Below are 16,001 nucleotides of genomic sequence, written 5' to 3' on the forward strand. Positions count from 1 at the left end.
CAAGTTTGTCCGTTATACATCGCGACTCCGCCTTTTTTGTTGTTATAAATGTTCCCACCGCAGGGGGAATCACATGGGTCTATCTTTAACACATCAAACTAAGACGCACAGCAAATTGGATGCAGGGGCGGATATGCTAACTGTTATGATCTTGCCGCGACCCATACCTACAATAACAACAACTTAACAGAGTGACGCCCTTGTCCTTGCTTGGATCTCCGCGCTGGCTGCACGTGCATGCCCCGACGCTGCTCGGTGCCGCACTGATCCTGATCATTAGCCTCAGTCTAGCCTGGCAAACCACCGCCTGGCTGCGCCTGTTGCGCGCGCCAGCAGCCGCCAGCAGCAGCGACACCTCCACCCCGCTGAGCGCACCGGCACTGGAACGCCTGGAACCCCTGTTCGGCCCCAGCAGCGTTGCCAGCAGCGGGCAACCGCCGGCCACCAATCTGCGCCTGAGCCTGCATGGCAGCTTCGTGCACACCGACCCACAGCGCTCCAGCGCGATCATCCAGCGCGAAGGCAGCAAACCACAACGCTATGCCGTCGGCAGCGAACTGGACAAAGGCTTACGCCTGCATGCGGTCTATCGCGACCGCGTGGAACTCGAACGCAATGGCCGCCTGGAAAGCCTGGCCTTTCCCACTTACACGAACAGCCCAAGCAGTAGCGACCCCAGCGAACTGGCAACGCCAGATGATCCGGTGGACGATCTGTCTGCGCTACAGGACGAAAATGCCACGCAACTGCGTGAACGCATGGACGCGCTACGTCAGCAAATGGACGCAGCCGGCACCCTGCCCGACGCCGAAGCCAATTCCACCGCACAGCCAACGGAAAGCGACTGACACGATGCCCCCGATCTTCTCGCGCCTGACTTTCGCCCTACTCGCCAGCGGCCTGTTCGCCCTTGCACTGCCCTCGAGCGCTGCGATCACCCCCGCACCGTCTAACGCCAGCCAACAGGAGCAGGAACGCTGGACCATCAACCTGAAAGACGCCGAAATCCATGAGTTCATCGAGCAGATCGCCGACATCACGGGTGAAACCTTCATCGTCGATCCGCGGGTCAAGGGCCAGGTCAGCGTGGTATCCAAAACGCCCCTGACATTGAGTGAGATCTACCAATTGTTCCTCTCGGTGATGGCCACCCATGGCTTCACCTTGATCACCCAGGGCGAGCAGGCCCGTATCGTGCCCAACGCCGAGGCCAAGGCCGAAGCCAACGGCGGCCGCGCGGCGGCGGATCGCCTGGAAACCCGACTGATTCAGGTGCAACACGGCTCGGTGACCGAACTGATTCCGCTGATCCGCCCACTCGTGCCGCAATTCGGCCACCTGGCCGCCGTGACCTCGGCCAATGCGTTGATCATCAGCGACCGCAGCGCCAATATCGCGCGCATCGAAACCCTGATTAAGCAACTCGACCAGAAAAGCGATCACGACTACAGCGTGCTCAACCTGCAGAACGCCTGGGTGATAGACGCTGCCGAAGCCCTCAATGCCAGCCTCGCCCGCGGTCAGGCCAAAGGCGCTTCCGGCGCACAAGTGATTGCCGACGCCCGCACCAACCGCCTGATCATCCTCGGCCCGCCAGCCGCGCGCGCCAAGTTGGTAGCGCTGGCCCAGTCCCTCGACAGCCCGACCACGCGCTCCGCCAACACCCGCGTGATTCGCCTGCGCTATAACGACGCCAAGGCACTGGCGCAGACCCTCGGGGAAATTTCCGAAGGCTTGATCGCCCCAGCCGCTGCCGGAGAAGCCGCCAGCCAGGCCGTCGGCAGGCCGCAGAACCTGATGATTCGGGCCGATGAGAGCTTGAATGCCCTGGTACTACTGGCCGAACCGGACATGGTGGTGATGCTCGAAGACATCGTCCGCCAACTCGATGTACCGCGCGCCCAGGTGCTGGTGGAAGCCGCCATAGTCGAGGTATCCGGCGATATCACCGACGCCCTCGGCGTGCAGTGGGCCGTGGATGCCCGAGGCAGCACGGGCGGCCTCGGCGGCGTCAACTTCGGCGGCACCGGACTGTCGATCGGCTCCGTGCTGCAAGCCATCCAGGACAGCCGGAACGACGTCGACAACGCCATCCTGGATAACCTGCCGGACGGCGCCATCATCGGCATCGGCACCGACAGCTTTGGCGCCCTGATCACCGCGCTGTCGGCCAATAGCAAGAGCAACCTGCTGTCCACCCCCAGCCTGCTGACCCTGGACAACCAGAAAGCGGAAATCCTGGTGGGGCAGAACGTGCCCTTCCAGACCGGCTCTTTCACGACCAACACCGATGGCGCCAGCAACCCGTTCACCACCATCGAACGCCAGGACATAGGCGTCACCCTCAAAGTCACCCCGCATATCAACGAAGGCGCCTCCCTGCGCCTGGAAATCGAGCAAGAAATCTCCTCGATCGCCCCCAGTGCCACGCTCACGGCCCAGGCGGTCGATCTGATCACCAATAAACGCTCGATCAAAAGCACCATCCTCGCCGAGGACGGCCAGGTCATCGTGCTCGGCGGCCTGATCCAGGATGACGTGACCATGACCAACTCCAAAGTGCCGCTGCTCGGCGACATTCCCTGGCTGGGCCGGCTGTTCCGCTCCACCAAGGAGTCGCACACCAAACGTAACCTGATGGTCTTCCTGCGCCCCAGTGTGGTTCGCGATGCGGCCGGCCTGGCAGCGCTTTCCGGGAAGAAATACAGCGACATCCGCGTGCTCGGCGACCAGGCCGGCAGCACCCGACCGAGCATCCTGCCACCCAAGCCAGGGCAGCTTTTTGACGGCCAGGGCGACTCGGCGATCGACCTGCGGCAATAACCGCGGCGCGCCGGCGCGGCAACAATAGGCCGATAGAAAAACGGCGGCGTGCCTTTCAGCTACGCCGCCGTTTTCTTATCTGTGGGCGCTCAGCGATAGATCATCTTGCGCGTCATCCCGCCGTCGACCACGAACTCCTGACCAGTAACGAACCCGGCGTTGCCCGACAACAGCCAAGCAACCAATGCGGCAACGTCCTCGACCGTACCCACCCGGCCAGCCGGATGCTGGGCATGCTCTTCGGCAGACAAGGGGGCCGCGCGCCGCTCGCAAAGATCGCGGCTATCAATCCACCCAGGGCTGAGCGCATTGACCCGCACATCCGGGCCCAGACTGACCGCCAAGGCATGCGTCAGCGCCAGCAGGCCGCCTTTGCTGGCGGCGTAAGACTCCGAATCCGGCTCGGACTGCCGGGCGCGGGTCGAGGTGAGGTTGATGATCGAGCCGTAGTGGGCGCGCAGATAAGGCGCGCAATATTTGGCCAGCAGCAATGGGCCGCTGAGATTGACCGCCAACACCCGGTTCCACTGCTTCAGCTCAAGGCTTTCCAGTGGTGGGTTATGCGGCTCGGTGACGGCGGCATTATTGATCAGCGCATCCAGGCGACCGAACTGACCGAGCACTTCGGCCACGCCGACGACCACCTGACTTTCCTGGGCAACGTCCATCGCCACGAACCAGGCGTTATCGCCCAGGGCCTTGGCAACCTTGGAACCACGCACGCGGTCGGCATCGGCCAACACCACCTGCCAGCCTTCGGCAATCAACCAGGCCGCGATACCCAGGCCAATGCCGCGCGCCGCGCCGGTGACCAGCGCAACCTTGCCGTTATTCGCAGCCGGGCGCTGCACGTGCAACTCGATCACAAGGTGGCGAGGCCGCGCGCCAGGTCAGCCTTGAGGTCAGCGACATCCTCCAGGCCCACGGCAACGCGGATCAGGCTGTCACGAATCCCCGCCGCCGCCCGCTCTTGCGGCGAAAGCCGCCCGTGCGAGGTGGTACTCGGATGGGTGATGGTGGACTTGGTATCACCCAGGTTGGCGGTGATGGAAAGCAGCCGGGTGGCGTCGATAAAGCGCCAGGCACCGTCCTTGCCACCCTGCACCTCGAAACTGACCACCGCACCGAAGCCGCTCTGCTGGCGCTTGGCCAACTCATGCTGCGGATGGCTGGGCAAACCGGCATAGTGCACTTTCTCGATACCCGGTTGCTGCTCCAGCCACTCGGCCAGCGCCTGCGCACCGGCGCAATGGGCCTGCATCCGCAGGCGCAGGGTTTCCAGGCCCTTGAGGAACACCCAGGCATTGAACGGACTGAGCGTCGGCCCGGCGGTGCGCAGAAAGCCCACGACTTCTTTCATCTGCTCGTTACGGCCGGCCACTACGCCGCCCAGGCAACGCCCCTGGCCGTCGATGAACTTGGTCGCCGAATGCACGACCACATCGGCCCCCAGGGCCAAGGGTTTCTGCAGCACCGGCGTGCAGAAGCAGTTGTCCACCACCAGCAGCGCGCCATGGCTGTGCGCCACGTCGGCCAAGGCCGCGATATCCACCAGCTCGGCCAGCGGATTGGACGGCGACTCGACGAACAACAGCTTGGTATTGGGCTTGCAGGCATCCGACCAGGCCGCCAGATCCGCCAGCGGCACGTAGTCGACTTCTACCGCGAAGCGCTTGAGGTACTTCTCGAACAGGCTGATGGTCGAGCCGAATACGCTGCGCGAAACCAGCACATGATCACCGGCGCTGCACAGCGCCATCACCGTAGCCAGGATCGCCGACATGCCCGACGCCGTCGCGACAGCCTGCTCGGCACCTTCCAGCGCGGCGATACGCTCCTCGAACGTACGCACCGTCGGGTTGGTGTAACGCGAGTAGACATTGCCCGGCACCTCGCCGGCAAAGCGCGCCGCCGCATCTGCAGCGGTGCGGAACACATAGCTTGAGGTGAAGAACAACGGCTCGCCGTGCTCGCCTTCCGGCGTGCGGTGCTGGCCGGCACGCACCGCCAGGGTATCGAAACCTGCGCCTTCGAGGTCGCTGTCCAGCCGGCCGGCATCCCAATCCTGTGTCATGCCGCCTACTCCTTAGTTGTTGTACAGATCGATGATGGCGCTGACCGCCTGGGTCTTGACCTTGGACGCATCGTTACGCGCCTGCTCGATCTTGTTCAGGTAATGCTCGTCGACGTCGCCGGTGACGTATTTGCCGTCGAACACCGCGCAGTCGAAGGCTGCGATCTTGACCTTACCACCGCCCACGGCCTCGATCAGGTCACTGAGATCCTGATAGATCAGCCAGTCGGCACCGATCAGGTCGGCCACTTCCTGGGTCGTGCGGTTGTGGGCGATCAGTTCGTGGGCGCTCGGCATGTCGATGCCGTACACGTTCGGGTAGCGCACGGCCGGCGCGGCCGAGCAGAAGTAGACGTTCTTCGCCCCGGCTTCGCGGGCCATCTGGATGATCTGCTTGCAGGTGGTGCCGCGCACGATCGAGTCATCGACCAGCATCACGTTCTTGCCGCGGAACTCCAGCTCGATGGCATTGAGCTTCTGGCGTACGGATTTTTTCCGCGCGGCCTGCCCCGGCATGATGAAGGTGCGGCCGATGTAGCGGTTCTTGACGAAGCCTTCGCGGAATTTCACGCCCAAGTGGTTGGCCAGCTCCAGCGCCGACGTACGGCTGGTATCCGGAATCGGGATGACCACGTCGATGTCGTGGTCGGGGCGCTCGCGGAGGATCTTGTCAGCGAGCTTCTCACCCATGCGCAGGCGTGCCTTGTACACCGAGATGCCGTCCATGATCGAATCCGGCCGCGCCAGGTAGACGTGCTCGAAGATGCACGGCGTGTGGCTCGGATTGGTCGCGCACTGACGGGTGTAGAGTTTGCCGTCTTCGGTGATGTACACCGCTTCGCCCGGCGCCAGATCGCGGATCAGGGTGAAGCCGAGCACGTCCAGCGAGACGCTTTCCGAGGCGATCATGTACTCCACGCCTTCATCGGTGTGGCGCTGGCCGAAGACGATCGGGCGGATCGCATTGGGGTCGCGGAAACCGACGATGCCGTAACCGGTGATCATCGCCACCACCGCGTAACCTCCCCGGCAGCGCTTGTGCACATCGCTGACCGCGGCGAACACGTCATCCTCGGTCGGTTGCAGCTTGCCGCGCACCGCCAATTCATGGGCGAACACGTTGAGCAGCACTTCCGAATCGGAGTTGGTGTTGACGTGGCGCAGGTCGGACTCGTAAATCTCCTTGGCCAACTGCTCGACGTTGGTCAGGTTGCCGTTGTGCGCCAGGGTGATGCCGTACGGCGAGTTGACATAGAACGGCTGCGCTTCGGCCGAGGTCGAGCTGCCAGCGGTTGGATAACGCACATGACCGATGCCCATGTGCCCGACCAGGCGCTGCATATGCCGTTGATGAAACACATCGCGCACCAGACCGTTGTCCTTGCGCAGAAATAACCGGCCATCATGGCTGGTCACGATACCGGCAGCGTCCTGGCCGCGGTGCTGGAGGACGGTTAGCGCGTCATACAGCGCCTGATTGACGTTCGACTTACCGACGATACCGACGATGCCACACATGCGACGCAACCCCTACTGAGTGAATCAGGCTAATTCCGAAGGCTCTTACGGCAGTTTAGGCTGCGAGAGGACTTCTTTAAACGGCAGCTCAGCGGGTGCGCTGATGCCGCTGGCAAGCCACTGACTGGCGAGCCCCAAAATAAGATTTTTCGACCAATCGGCGACCATCAGGAAATGCGGCACCAGACTCGACTGCTGCCACCAGGAATCCTGCTGGATCGGCCCCAGACTGACCAAACCGACCAGCAACACCACCAGCAGAGCGCCACGCGCCGCGCCGAAAACCATGCCGAGCACGCGGTCGGTGCCGGACAGCCCGGTGACCCGCACCAGTTCGCCAATGAGAAAATTGAGCAGGGCGCCGACCAGCAAGGTGGCGACAAAAAGAATGGCGCAGCCGGCGATCACGCGAGCCGAGGGGGTATCGATATAGTCGACGAGGTGCTGCGCGAGCGCGCCACCGAACATCCAGGCGACGACCCCAGCAATGATCCAGGTTACCAGCGACAGTGCTTCCTTGACGAAGCCACGTTTCAAGCTGATTAAACTGGAAATGGCGATGACGGCGATAATCGCCCAATCGACCCAGGTGAATGGCACAGTGCAGCCTACGTACGGAAAAGGCGCTGCATTTTAACAGAGCCCTTCCCCAGGGGTAAGTCGAGGATGCAATCGGCTCGGACTTATTCGCTGCCGTTGAGCTAAAACATCTGCCGACACGGCCGGCTCACGCTTCGAGCTGAACCGGCAGCGCGGGCACGCCCACTGCTGACGCCCCCACGCGGCTTACATAGCCTGCTCTCAGCTGCTCTCAGCTGCTTTCCGGCTGGAAGCGCACGATAAAACCCTTGAGCTTCTGCTGGCGGGTCAACTGATCGCGCAAACGATCGGCTTCGGCGCGCTCGATCAGCGGCCCGACAAAAACCCGATTCATGCCGTCGACGCTGCGGATATAGGCGTTGTAACCCTGGCTACGCAGCGATTTCTGCAGGCTTTCGGCACTGGCGCGATTGGACAGGCTGGCCAACTGGATCGACCAACTGACGGGCAGACTGTTGGCGTCCAGACGACTCGCCGCTGCCGGCGCAGGAGATGGAGATGGAGCAGGAGCCACCGGGGCGCCGGCCTGGACCGGCGGCGGGCTCGGCGCGGCAACCGCTGGCGCTGGCACAGGTACTGGCGGCGCCGGCTGGGCAGCGCTCACAGCGGAATCGACCGGCACCGGCTCTTCCGGCAGCAACTGCGGCTCAGGCACCGCCACCTGTTCGACCACCACGCTCGGCATCTCCGGCGCTTGCGGCATGGCCGGCGCATCGACCACCACGCGGCGCAACTCATCCTCGCGCGACAGCAGCATCGGCAGAAAGATCACCGCCAATGCGACCAGCACCAGGGCACCGACTATCCGTTGCTTCAGTCCTTTATCCAGCAAAGCCATTCCCTACTTCCCCCTTGGCATGGCGGGCCAGCCAGTCCAGGGCCTCGGCCACGCAATAAAAAGATCCGAACAACAGAATTTCATCATCCGTCGCAGCCCGCGCCAACTGTGCTTCCAGGGCCGCAGCCACATCGGCGTAAGCCGTAACCGTGGCACCCTGGTTGAGCAAGGCGGCTTCCAGCTCGGCGGCTGGGCGCGTACGTGCGATCGGTAACGGCGCGACCGCCCATTCCTGGACCGTCTCCAGCAGCGGCGCCAAAACACCCGACAAGTCCTTATCGGCCAGCAGACCAAAGACCGCCAGACGCTTACCCGCCACCGGGCGACTGGCCAGTCGCTGCGCCAGGTACTCAGCGGCATGGGGATTATGCCCAACATCCAGCAGCAGCGTGAGTGCCTTACCCTGCCAATTCAGCGTTCGCCGATCCAGGCGCCCGGTGAGCCGGGTACGCGACACTGCCGCGGCCAGCCGTTCAGCTTGCCAGGGCAGGCCAAGCAAGGCATAAGCTTGCAGCGCCAAGGCGGCGTTTTCCATAGGCAGATCGAGCAACGGCAGATCATGCAGTTCAAGCACAGCGCCCGCCAGCGTCAGGCCGCGCCAATGCCAGGCCTGCTCGGCAACGGCCAGGTCGTAATCACGGCCACGCAAGAAGAACGGGCACGCCAGCGCCGCCACTTGCGCCAGCAACGGCAGCGGCGGATCGAGATCGCCACACAAGGCCGGCACCCCGGCGCGGAAAATACCGGCCTTCTCGGCAGCCACCGACTCCCGGCTATCGCCCAGCCAATCGGCATGGTCCAGGCCGATGCTGGTGACCAGCGCAAGATCGGCGTCGATCAGATTGACCGCATCGAGCCGGCCACCCAGGCCGACCTCCAGCACCACCGCATCCAGAGCGCTGCGCTCGAACAGCCAGAAGGCGGCCAAGGTGCCCATTTCGAAATAGGTCAGGGATATCTCGCCGCGCGCGCCCTCTACGGCAGTAAAGGCCGCGCACAAGTCGGCATCCGTGGCATCGACGCCGGCAATCTGCACCCGCTCGTTGTAACGCAGCAGATGGGGCGAACTGTAGACGCCGACCTGCAGGCCCTGCTCTTGCAGCAGCGCGGCCAGAAAAGCGCAGGTGGAGCCCTTGCCGTTGGTACCGGTGACCGTGATCACCTTGGCCGCCGGCTTGCCCAGGCCAAGCCGGCGCGCCACTTCGCGCGAACGCTCCAGCCCCATGTCGATTGCCGTGGGGTGCAGCCGCTCCAGATAAGCGAGCCAGTCGGCCAGGGTACGTTCAGTCATGCCGAGACAGGTGACGGTAGACGCATCATCTGCGCCAACAGACGAGCCAGGCGCGGACGCAACTCTTCGCGGTGGATGATCATGTCGATCGCACCATGCGCCAGCAGGAATTCACTGCGCTGAAAGCCTTCCGGCAGCTTCTCGCGCACGGTCTGCTCGATCACGCGCGGCCCGGCAAAGCCGATCAGTGCCTTGGGTTCGGCGACGATCACGTCACCGAGCATGGCCAGGCTGGCCGATACACCGCCATAGACCGGATCGGTCAGCACGGAAATGAACGGCACGCCCTCTTCGCGCAGACGCGCCAGTACCGCCGAGGTCTTGGCCATCTGCATCAGCGAAATCAGTGCTTCCTGCATCCGCGCACCACCGGAAGCCGCGAAGCAGACCAGCGGGCAACGCTGCTCCAGCGCCACATTGGCAGCGCGCACAAAGCGCTCGCCGACGATGGCCCCCATCGAACCACCCATGAAGGCGAACTCGAAAGCACAGGCCACCACGGGCATTTTCTCGAGGGTGCCACGCATGGCGATCAACGCATCCTTCTCGCCCGTCTGCTTCTGCGCGGCGGTCAGGCGATCCTTGTACTTCTTGCCGTCACGGAACTTCAGGCGATCAACCGGTTCCAGCTCAGCGCCGATCTCTTCGCGCCCATCGATATCCAGGAAGATATCCAGTCGGGCACGCGCATCGATGCGCATGTGATGGTTGCACTTGGGGCAAACATCCAGGGTCTTTTCCAGCTCGGGGCGATAGAGCACCGCCTCGCAAGACGGGCACTTGTGCCAGAGCCCCTCGGGCACCGAACTTTTCTTAACCTCGGAACGCATGATCGAGGGGATCAGCTTATCTACCAGCCAGTTACTCATGCACTCATTCTCCAAAGCTGTTGGCCCGGACACTGGCGGACGATCGCCGCACGCATGTCCTCGAGCAAATTCACGATTGCAGCCCTGGCCGGGGCCGACTCCGCACATCCGGCAGATCGCCCGAACAACGCAGAACCTACCACCAGGCCATCAACTACCCGGGCGACTGTTCCAAGCGAAACGTCCGACCCTCAGCTACCGGCCCGACACTCAGCGTAGTCGAGCCCGCCTTACCCTTTTGCGCTTCGTCACAGCCTTCAACCACGCACACCTTGCGAAGTTCAGCCCAGCACCGAGACTGACCTGCAACTCCAGCAGCGGCAGGCTAATGGACGGCCCAGAGTCCTCGCCCGTCACATAGCGCATCACGCCTGGCTGGCGCAGCCCGCGAAGTCAGGCGGCACCGACCTCGCGAATGAAGGCCCGAATCTTTTCCGCATCCTTGATGCCCTTGCTCGCCTCGACGCCACCGCTGACGTCCACCGCATAGGGACGCACCTGCTGGATCGCCGTCCGGACATTCTCAACACACAGACCGCCAGCCAGGATGATCGGTTTGGACAGCCCCTGCGGCACCAGCGACCAATCGAAAATCTCACCCGTACCGCCCGGTACGCCGGCGACATAGGTGTCCAGCAGAATACCGGAAGCCTCGGCATAGTGAGCCACTTGCGCGGCGATATCATCGCCCGCCCTGACCCGCAGCGCCTTGATGTAAGGGCGATGGTAGCCGGCACAGTCGGCCGCGGTTTCATCGCCATGGAACTGCAACAGGTCCAGCGGCACGGCATCGAGAATCCGGCTCAGCTCCGAGCGACTGGCGTTGACGAAGAGCCCGACCGTGGTCACGAACGGTGGCAAGGCCGCGATAATCGCCCGCGCCTGCTGGATACTGATCGCCCGTGGGCTTTTGTCGTAAAACACCAGGCCAATCGCATCCGCACCGGCTTCGGCGGCGACCAGCGCATCCTCGACTCGAGTAATGCCACAAATTTTGCTGCGAACGGCTGACAAAATACTGCACCTTGATGGAAAGGCTATGGATGGTAGCAAATGCCTTTTTAAGCGTCAGCCGCAAGTTCCGGCAAGCCCGAAAGGAAATGCGGCCCAATGTAACGCTCTGGCAAGACGAACTCCGCCGGGTACTCGACCTGCACCAGATACAGCCCGAAAGGATGCGCGGTAACGCCACCGGAGCGCCGTATCCGCGCCTCCAGCACCTCTTTCGCCCACTCCACCGGCCGTTCACCAGCGCCGATGGTCATCAGCACTCCGGCGATATTGCGCACCATGTGGTGAAGAAATGCGTTAGCCCGCACATCCAACACGATCATCTTGCCGTGCTGGGTCACGCGCAGGTGGTGCATTTTCTTGATTGGCGACTTCGCCTGGCACTGCCCAGCCCGAAACGCACTGAAATCATGGATACCCACCAACGCCTGCGCCGCTTCACGCATGCGCTCGACATCCAACGGGCGGTGATTCCAGGTGATCTCTTCGGCCAGATGCGCCGGGCGGATCTGGTCGTTGTAGATCACATAGCGATAACGCCGGGCCACGGCCTTGAAGCGCGCATGAAAGTGCGCAGGCATGACTTTCGCCCAGGTTACGCTGATATCCGGCGGCAGGTTGATATTGGCGCCCATCACCCAGGCCTTGAGCGAGCGCTCGGCCTGCGTATCGAAGTGCACCACTTGGCCGCAGGCATGCACGCCGGCATCGGTACGCCCGGCACACATCAACGAAACCGGGGCGTCCGCCACTCTGGAGAGGGCCGTCTCAAGCACTTCCTGGACCGTCGGCACACCCGAGGCCTGGCGCTGCCAGCCACGGTAGCGCGAGCCTTTGTACTCGACACCAAGGGCAATCCTGGAAAAGCCAACGGCTGCCATTTCGGCAGCCGCTGTCGGTATTGCTTCAGTCATGGATCAGACGATACGAGCGATCAATTCGCGCGCTTCCTGTTGTTGGCCATCGCTACCTTCGGAGATCACTTCATCGAGAATGTCGCGAGCGCCTTCGGTATCACCCATATCGATGTAGGCCCGCGCCAGATCCAGCTTGGTGGCGGTCTCATCGGTGCCGGAAAGGAAGTCGAAATCGTCGTCGGCATCCAGGCTGGTCGGTTGCGAAGTACTGGCCACCGGCGAGAGGAACTCATCGAACTCATCAGGCTGATCCAGGCTCACGCTCAACTGATCGAGCTCGGCGGTCACCTCATCCAGCTTGGCGGCGAAGCTATCGGCGGCAGGCGCTGCCGGCGTTTCATCGGCCAGGGACAAGTCGAAATCAACCGGCAACTCCAAGTCCGCGCCCACATTTTCTTCCGGGAGATCCAAGCTCAAATCGGCAAACTCATCGGTGGTCGATGCTGCGCTCAGGTCATCATCCAGACTCAGCAGGAAATCATCTTCATCGGCGGCCGAGGGCTTGCTCTGCGTTTCCAGATCCAGACTGAAATCGGCCAGATCATCGCTCAAGGTCAGACTGTCGTCAGCACCGCCAGTGTCGAGGCTCAGGTCGAAATCCAGATCATCACTCGCAACGGCACTCGACGGGCTCGGCGAAGCCAGGTCCAGGTCGCTGCCCAGGCTCAGCCCGGCAAAATCGCCCAGGGAATCATTGGCGCTGGAAGTCGACAGATCACGATCGAACTCAGCTTCGAGGTCGTCCAAGCTCAAATCCAGTGCATCGTCCTGCTGCGCGGCCTGAGCAGCGGGCTCTTCTTCAAACGTCAGGTCGTCGAGGCTGAAACCATCCAGGTCATCGGCAACAGCCGCACCGGCCAGACCTGCAACAGCAGCCGCCGCCATGGCCGGGTACTTGGCTTTCAACTGTTCGGCTTCAGCACTGGCGCCGCCGATTTCACGCAATTCGCTTTCCTGGCGGGCAAACCCTTCACGGTCGCCCAACTCGGCCTGCACTTCCATCAACTTCAGGCGCAGGTCGCTGCGTTGCGGCTCATCGTTGATGGCGTCCTGCAGCAACTCGGCAGCTTGAGTGAAGCGGCCATAGGCAATGTAGATATCGGCCTCGCCGAGCACATCGCCGGTTTGCGCAGTAACGCGACCGTCCTGGGCCGGAGCCGGCGCTTCGGCGTCGGCATCGCTGTCGAGGCCATCGAAGCTGCTGCCAGCCAGCTCCAGATCGGTGTCGAAGGGGCTTTCTTCGTCCTGGGCAGCCAGGCTGTTCTGCAGCTCGGCCTCTTTCAAGGCATTGCGGCGCGACAGCACCATCAAGCCAACCAGCAACAACAGCAGCGCACCGCCACCGACCAAGCCCAGCAACATCGGATTGGCCATCAGGTCATCGACAAAGCCGGTGGCCGGCTCATCTTTCACCACGGGAGCAGCGGCAGGTGCTGGAGCCTGGGCAGGCGCGACCGGTTGGGCCGCAGCCGGCTCGACGGCAGGCTTGGCAACGACTTCAGGCGCGGCTTCCGGTTTGGCGGCCGGCTCCTCGCTGTAGTTGTAGTCCGTCGCGGCGGCGGGCGGCGTTGCCGCTGCTGGTGCCGCTGCTGGTGCCGCTTCAGGTGCAGCAGATGCGGCCGGCTCAGCAGCAGGTGCTGGCGTCACTGGCGCGGCAACCACCGGAGTGGCTGGCACAGCAGCCTCGACGGCCGGTTGCTTGGCCTTGGTGGCCAGATCGGCCTGCAGCTTGGCGAGCTGGCTGTCCTTCAATTCAATCAGGCGTTGCAGCTTGTCCAACTGGCTCTGCAGATCGCCCATGCGGCCTTTCAGCTCGTCATTCTCACGACGGGTGGAGTCCAGACTCTCCTTGGTTACCGCCAGCTTGTCATTCAGCGCCTTGCTGTCACCGCTCGCACCTTTATCGCTGCCGGCAGTGGCTTTGCCCGATTCGGCGGACACCAGCTTCAGGCTGTCCTTGCTTTCGGCCTGGGCTGGGGCAGCGCCCGCAGCGGCGCGTTTGGTCGCATCCAACTGGCGCGCACCGGCTGCAGCCACGCTGCGGCCTTCGCGCCAGGCAGCGTTCTGCTCGGCGACCTGGGCAATCGCCTCGCTCTGCGAGCGGCTTTTGATCTGTTGCTCGTCGGGCAGACGCAGCACCTGACCGCTTTTCAGGCGGTTGATGTTGCCATCGACGAAGGCATTCGGGTTGAGGTCCTGAATCGCCAGCATGGCTTGGTGCACCGAGCCACTGTCACGCGCCCGCTCGGCGATTTCCCACAGGGTATCGCTGGAGGTGGTCTTGTATTCGTTGCCTTCCAGCTTGCTGCTGGCAGCCGGGGCAGACGCCACAGGACGGCTGACCGGTGCAGTGGCGACCGGTGCCGCTGGCCGCGGTGCAGGCGCCGCCAGTGGACGGGGTGCCGGGGCCGCGACCGGCAGCTTGGGTGCGGCAGCCGCGGCGGTCTGCGGGGAATACAGCGGCGGGTCCAGTAACAGGGTGTATTCGCGCAGGGCGCGACCACTTGGCCAGAGCACTTCTACCAGGAAGTTAAGGTAGGGCTCGCGCACCGGTTTGCTCGACGTCACCCGGATCACGCTCTTGCCATTGGGCTTGAGCACGGGAGTGAACTTGAGGTCCGTGAGGAAATACTGGCGGTCGACGCCAGCCTTGCTGAACTCTTCAGGAGACGCCAGGTTCGGAATTACCTCGTTAGAGGCCAGATCACGAACCTCCACCAATTCGATTTCGGCTACCAACGGCTGATTCAGCGCAGACTTCAGGGTTACTTCCCCGAGCCCCAGCGCCTGTGCCACACCGGAGGTCAAGGCCGAAGCAGCCGCGATTGCCAGCACCAGTTTGCGAACCCGAGCCATAGCGTTATCCCTTGTTTTATCTTTTTTTCTCGACGTGCGAGAGGGTCTTATAGTTGCTGCCTGTTTCCGCCTTGCAGCGGTTCCCCACCAGCAAACAGCTCAACCCCTCGGTATCACCAAGATAGGCCAAGCTAGAATGATTCTTCAAATTTCTAGGTAAGTATCTTTTACAGATAGTGTTTTATCAACAACTCACCTATTTGCACAGCGTTCAGAGCGGCGCCTTTGCGCACATTATCAGACGCAATCCACAAATTGAGTTCTGTCGGGTCGTCCAATCCGTTGCGAACCCGCCCGACATACACCACATCCTGGCCAACCGCATCGCCTACCGCCGTCGGATAGTCGCCCTGCTCTACCCGCTCGACGCTCGGCGCGCTGTCCAGCGCCGCACAGACTGCCGCCAGATCAACTGGATTTGCCGACTGCAGCGACACGCTCAGACTGTCACCGAAAAACACCGGGGCCTGCACACAGGTTGCCGCCACCTTCAGGCCCGGATCGGCGAGCACCTGCTTCAACTCGGTCGCCAGGCGTTTTTCCAACAGCGTATGCCCGCCGCCGTCCGTCGGCCCGACCTGAGCCAGCAGGTTGAAAGCGATCTGCCGATCGAAAAACCGCGGTTCGAGCGGTCGCACATTGAGCAGCTCGGCCGTTTGTCGCGCCAGCTCAACCACGCCTTCACGCCCCTGACTGGAGACTGCCAGACACGCCGTGACGCTCAGGCGCTGCAGCGTCAGCAGACCGCACAACGGCGCCAGCACCACGGCCAATGCCGCCACAGAGGCGCTTGGGCTACTTAATTGATAAGGCGCCGACAGCGACTTGAGCAGCTCGGCATTGACCTCGGGCACCAGCCGCGGGGCCTGGGCCGCGGGCAAAGCACCGGACAAGTCGATCAACGCGCAACCGGCGGCATGCACGCGAGGCGCATAGGCCAGGGTCACTGCTTCGCCGGCGGCAAAGAACACCAGGCGCACCTTGCTGAAATCGAACTCATCGACCTCACGCACCCGTACGTTCTTACCGCGAAACGGCACGGACTGGCCGGCCGACTCGATGCTGGCGAGCAGGTGCAGGGTGCCTATGGGAAATTCGCGCTCTTCGAGGAGCTGCACGATGGTTTCGCCGACGGTGCCGGTGGCGCCAATCACGGCGATATCGAAAGACTGGCTCATGGAACGACCTCAGGCGAAACGGGGAG

13 protein-coding genes are annotated in these 16,001 nt (G+C 62.8%); 2 read left to right on the forward strand and 11 right to left on the reverse strand.

What is annotated here, in order from left to right; genetic code table 11:
• Window positions 1-200: 200 nt before the first annotated feature.
• Both AC3IYG_RS15120 and gspD read left to right on the forward strand, forming a co-directional pair.
• Window positions 201-848, forward strand: a complete 648-nt coding sequence (locus AC3IYG_RS15120) for a type II secretion system protein N (RefSeq protein ID WP_489309717.1) — start codon at window positions 201-203, stop codon at window positions 846-848.
• A 4-nt stretch (window positions 849-852) separates the two neighbouring features.
• Window positions 853-2,823 (forward strand): type II secretion system secretin GspD, encoded by a 1,971-nt coding sequence (gene gspD / locus AC3IYG_RS15125; RefSeq protein ID WP_489309719.1) that lies wholly within the window; start codon window positions 853-855, stop codon window positions 2,821-2,823.
• 89 nt (window positions 2,824-2,912) lie between these two features.
• Here the strand turns inward: gspD and AC3IYG_RS15130 are convergent, their stop codons facing one another.
• From AC3IYG_RS15130 to AC3IYG_RS15180, 11 genes are all read right to left on the reverse strand, one after another.
• Window positions 2,913-3,674, reverse strand: a complete 762-nt coding sequence (locus AC3IYG_RS15130) for an SDR family oxidoreductase (protein ID WP_489309721.1) — start codon at window positions 3,672-3,674, stop codon at window positions 2,913-2,915.
• Window positions 3,675-3,685: 11 nt separating this feature from the next.
• Window positions 3,686-4,897, reverse strand: a complete 1,212-nt coding sequence (locus AC3IYG_RS15135) for an O-succinylhomoserine sulfhydrylase (protein ID WP_489309722.1) — start codon at window positions 4,895-4,897, stop codon at window positions 3,686-3,688.
• Between the two features lie 12 nt (window positions 4,898-4,909).
• Window positions 4,910-6,415, reverse strand: coding sequence for an amidophosphoribosyltransferase (purF, locus tag AC3IYG_RS15140; RefSeq protein ID WP_489309724.1), 1,506 nt, complete (start codon window positions 6,413-6,415; stop codon window positions 4,910-4,912).
• 45 nt (window positions 6,416-6,460) lie between these two features.
• Window positions 6,461-7,015 carry a CvpA family protein gene (locus AC3IYG_RS15145; protein WP_489309726.1) on the reverse strand — a complete coding sequence of 185 codons (555 nt, stop codon included), beginning with the start codon at window positions 7,013-7,015 and terminating at the stop codon, window positions 6,461-6,463.
• Between the two features lie 211 nt (window positions 7,016-7,226).
• Window positions 7,227-7,853 carry an SPOR domain-containing protein gene (locus tag AC3IYG_RS15150; RefSeq protein WP_489309728.1) on the reverse strand — a complete coding sequence of 209 codons (627 nt, stop codon included), beginning with the start codon at window positions 7,851-7,853 and terminating at the stop codon, window positions 7,227-7,229.
• Complete coding sequence (gene folC / locus AC3IYG_RS15155) at window positions 7,837-9,144, reverse strand: bifunctional tetrahydrofolate synthase/dihydrofolate synthase (RefSeq protein ID WP_489309730.1); 1,308 nt, start codon at window positions 9,142-9,144, stop codon at window positions 7,837-7,839. The genes AC3IYG_RS15150 and folC overlap by 17 nt, the downstream gene beginning before the upstream one ends.
• Window positions 9,141-10,013 (reverse strand): acetyl-CoA carboxylase, carboxyltransferase subunit beta, encoded by an 873-nt coding sequence (accD, locus tag AC3IYG_RS15160; RefSeq protein ID WP_489309732.1) that lies wholly within the window; start codon window positions 10,011-10,013, stop codon window positions 9,141-9,143. Before accD ends, folC begins: the two co-directional genes overlap by 4 nt.
• Window positions 10,014-10,406: 393 nt before the next feature.
• Window positions 10,407-11,027: a phosphoribosylanthranilate isomerase gene (locus AC3IYG_RS15165; protein ID WP_489309733.1), complete on the reverse strand. Its 621-nt coding sequence runs from the start codon at window positions 11,025-11,027 to the stop codon at window positions 10,407-10,409.
• Between the two features lie 47 nt (window positions 11,028-11,074).
• Window positions 11,075-11,905, reverse strand: a complete 831-nt coding sequence (gene truA, locus AC3IYG_RS15170; RefSeq protein ID WP_489313923.1) for a tRNA pseudouridine(38-40) synthase TruA — start codon at window positions 11,903-11,905, stop codon at window positions 11,075-11,077.
• A gap of 36 nt (window positions 11,906-11,941) precedes the next feature.
• On the reverse strand, window positions 11,942-14,797 hold the full coding sequence (locus AC3IYG_RS15175; protein WP_489309735.1) for a motility hub landmark protein FimV: 2,856 nt from the start codon (window positions 14,795-14,797) through the stop codon (window positions 11,942-11,944).
• Between the two features lie 167 nt (window positions 14,798-14,964).
• Window positions 14,965-15,975, reverse strand: a complete 1,011-nt coding sequence (locus AC3IYG_RS15180; RefSeq protein WP_489309737.1) for an aspartate-semialdehyde dehydrogenase — start codon at window positions 15,973-15,975, stop codon at window positions 14,965-14,967.
• Window positions 15,976-16,001 lie beyond the last annotated feature (26 nt).

This window comes from Pseudomonas sp. KH_027 (assembly GCF_057838565.1).

Bases quoted from the DNA above. Each gene is read 5' to 3' on its own strand.
- gspD (WP_489309719.1), top strand. From the start codon at position 853: ATGCCCCCGATCTTCTCGCGCCTGACTTTCGCCCTACTCGCCAGCGGC.
- AC3IYG_RS15150 (WP_489309728.1), bottom strand. From the start codon at position 7,853: ATGGCTTTGCTGGATAAAGGACTGAAGCAACGGATAGTCGGTGCCCTG.
- AC3IYG_RS15175 (WP_489309735.1), bottom strand. From the start codon at position 14,797: ATGGCTCGGGTTCGCAAACTGGTGCTGGCAATCGCGGCTGCTTCGGCC.
- truA (WP_489313923.1), bottom strand. From the start codon at position 11,905: ATGGCAGCCGTTGGCTTTTCCAGGATTGCCCTTGGTGTCGAGTACAAA.
- purF (WP_489309724.1), bottom strand. From the start codon at position 6,415: ATGTGTGGCATCGTCGGTATCGTCGGTAAGTCGAACGTCAATCAGGCG.
- folC (WP_489309730.1), bottom strand. From the start codon at position 9,144: ATGACTGAACGTACCCTGGCCGACTGGCTCGCTTATCTGGAGCGGCTG.
- AC3IYG_RS15180 (WP_489309737.1), bottom strand. From the start codon at position 15,975: ATGAGCCAGTCTTTCGATATCGCCGTGATTGGCGCCACCGGCACCGTC.
- AC3IYG_RS15135 (WP_489309722.1), bottom strand. From the start codon at position 4,897: ATGACACAGGATTGGGATGCCGGCCGGCTGGACAGCGACCTCGAAGGC.
- accD (WP_489309732.1), bottom strand. From the start codon at position 10,013: ATGAGTAACTGGCTGGTAGATAAGCTGATCCCCTCGATCATGCGTTCC.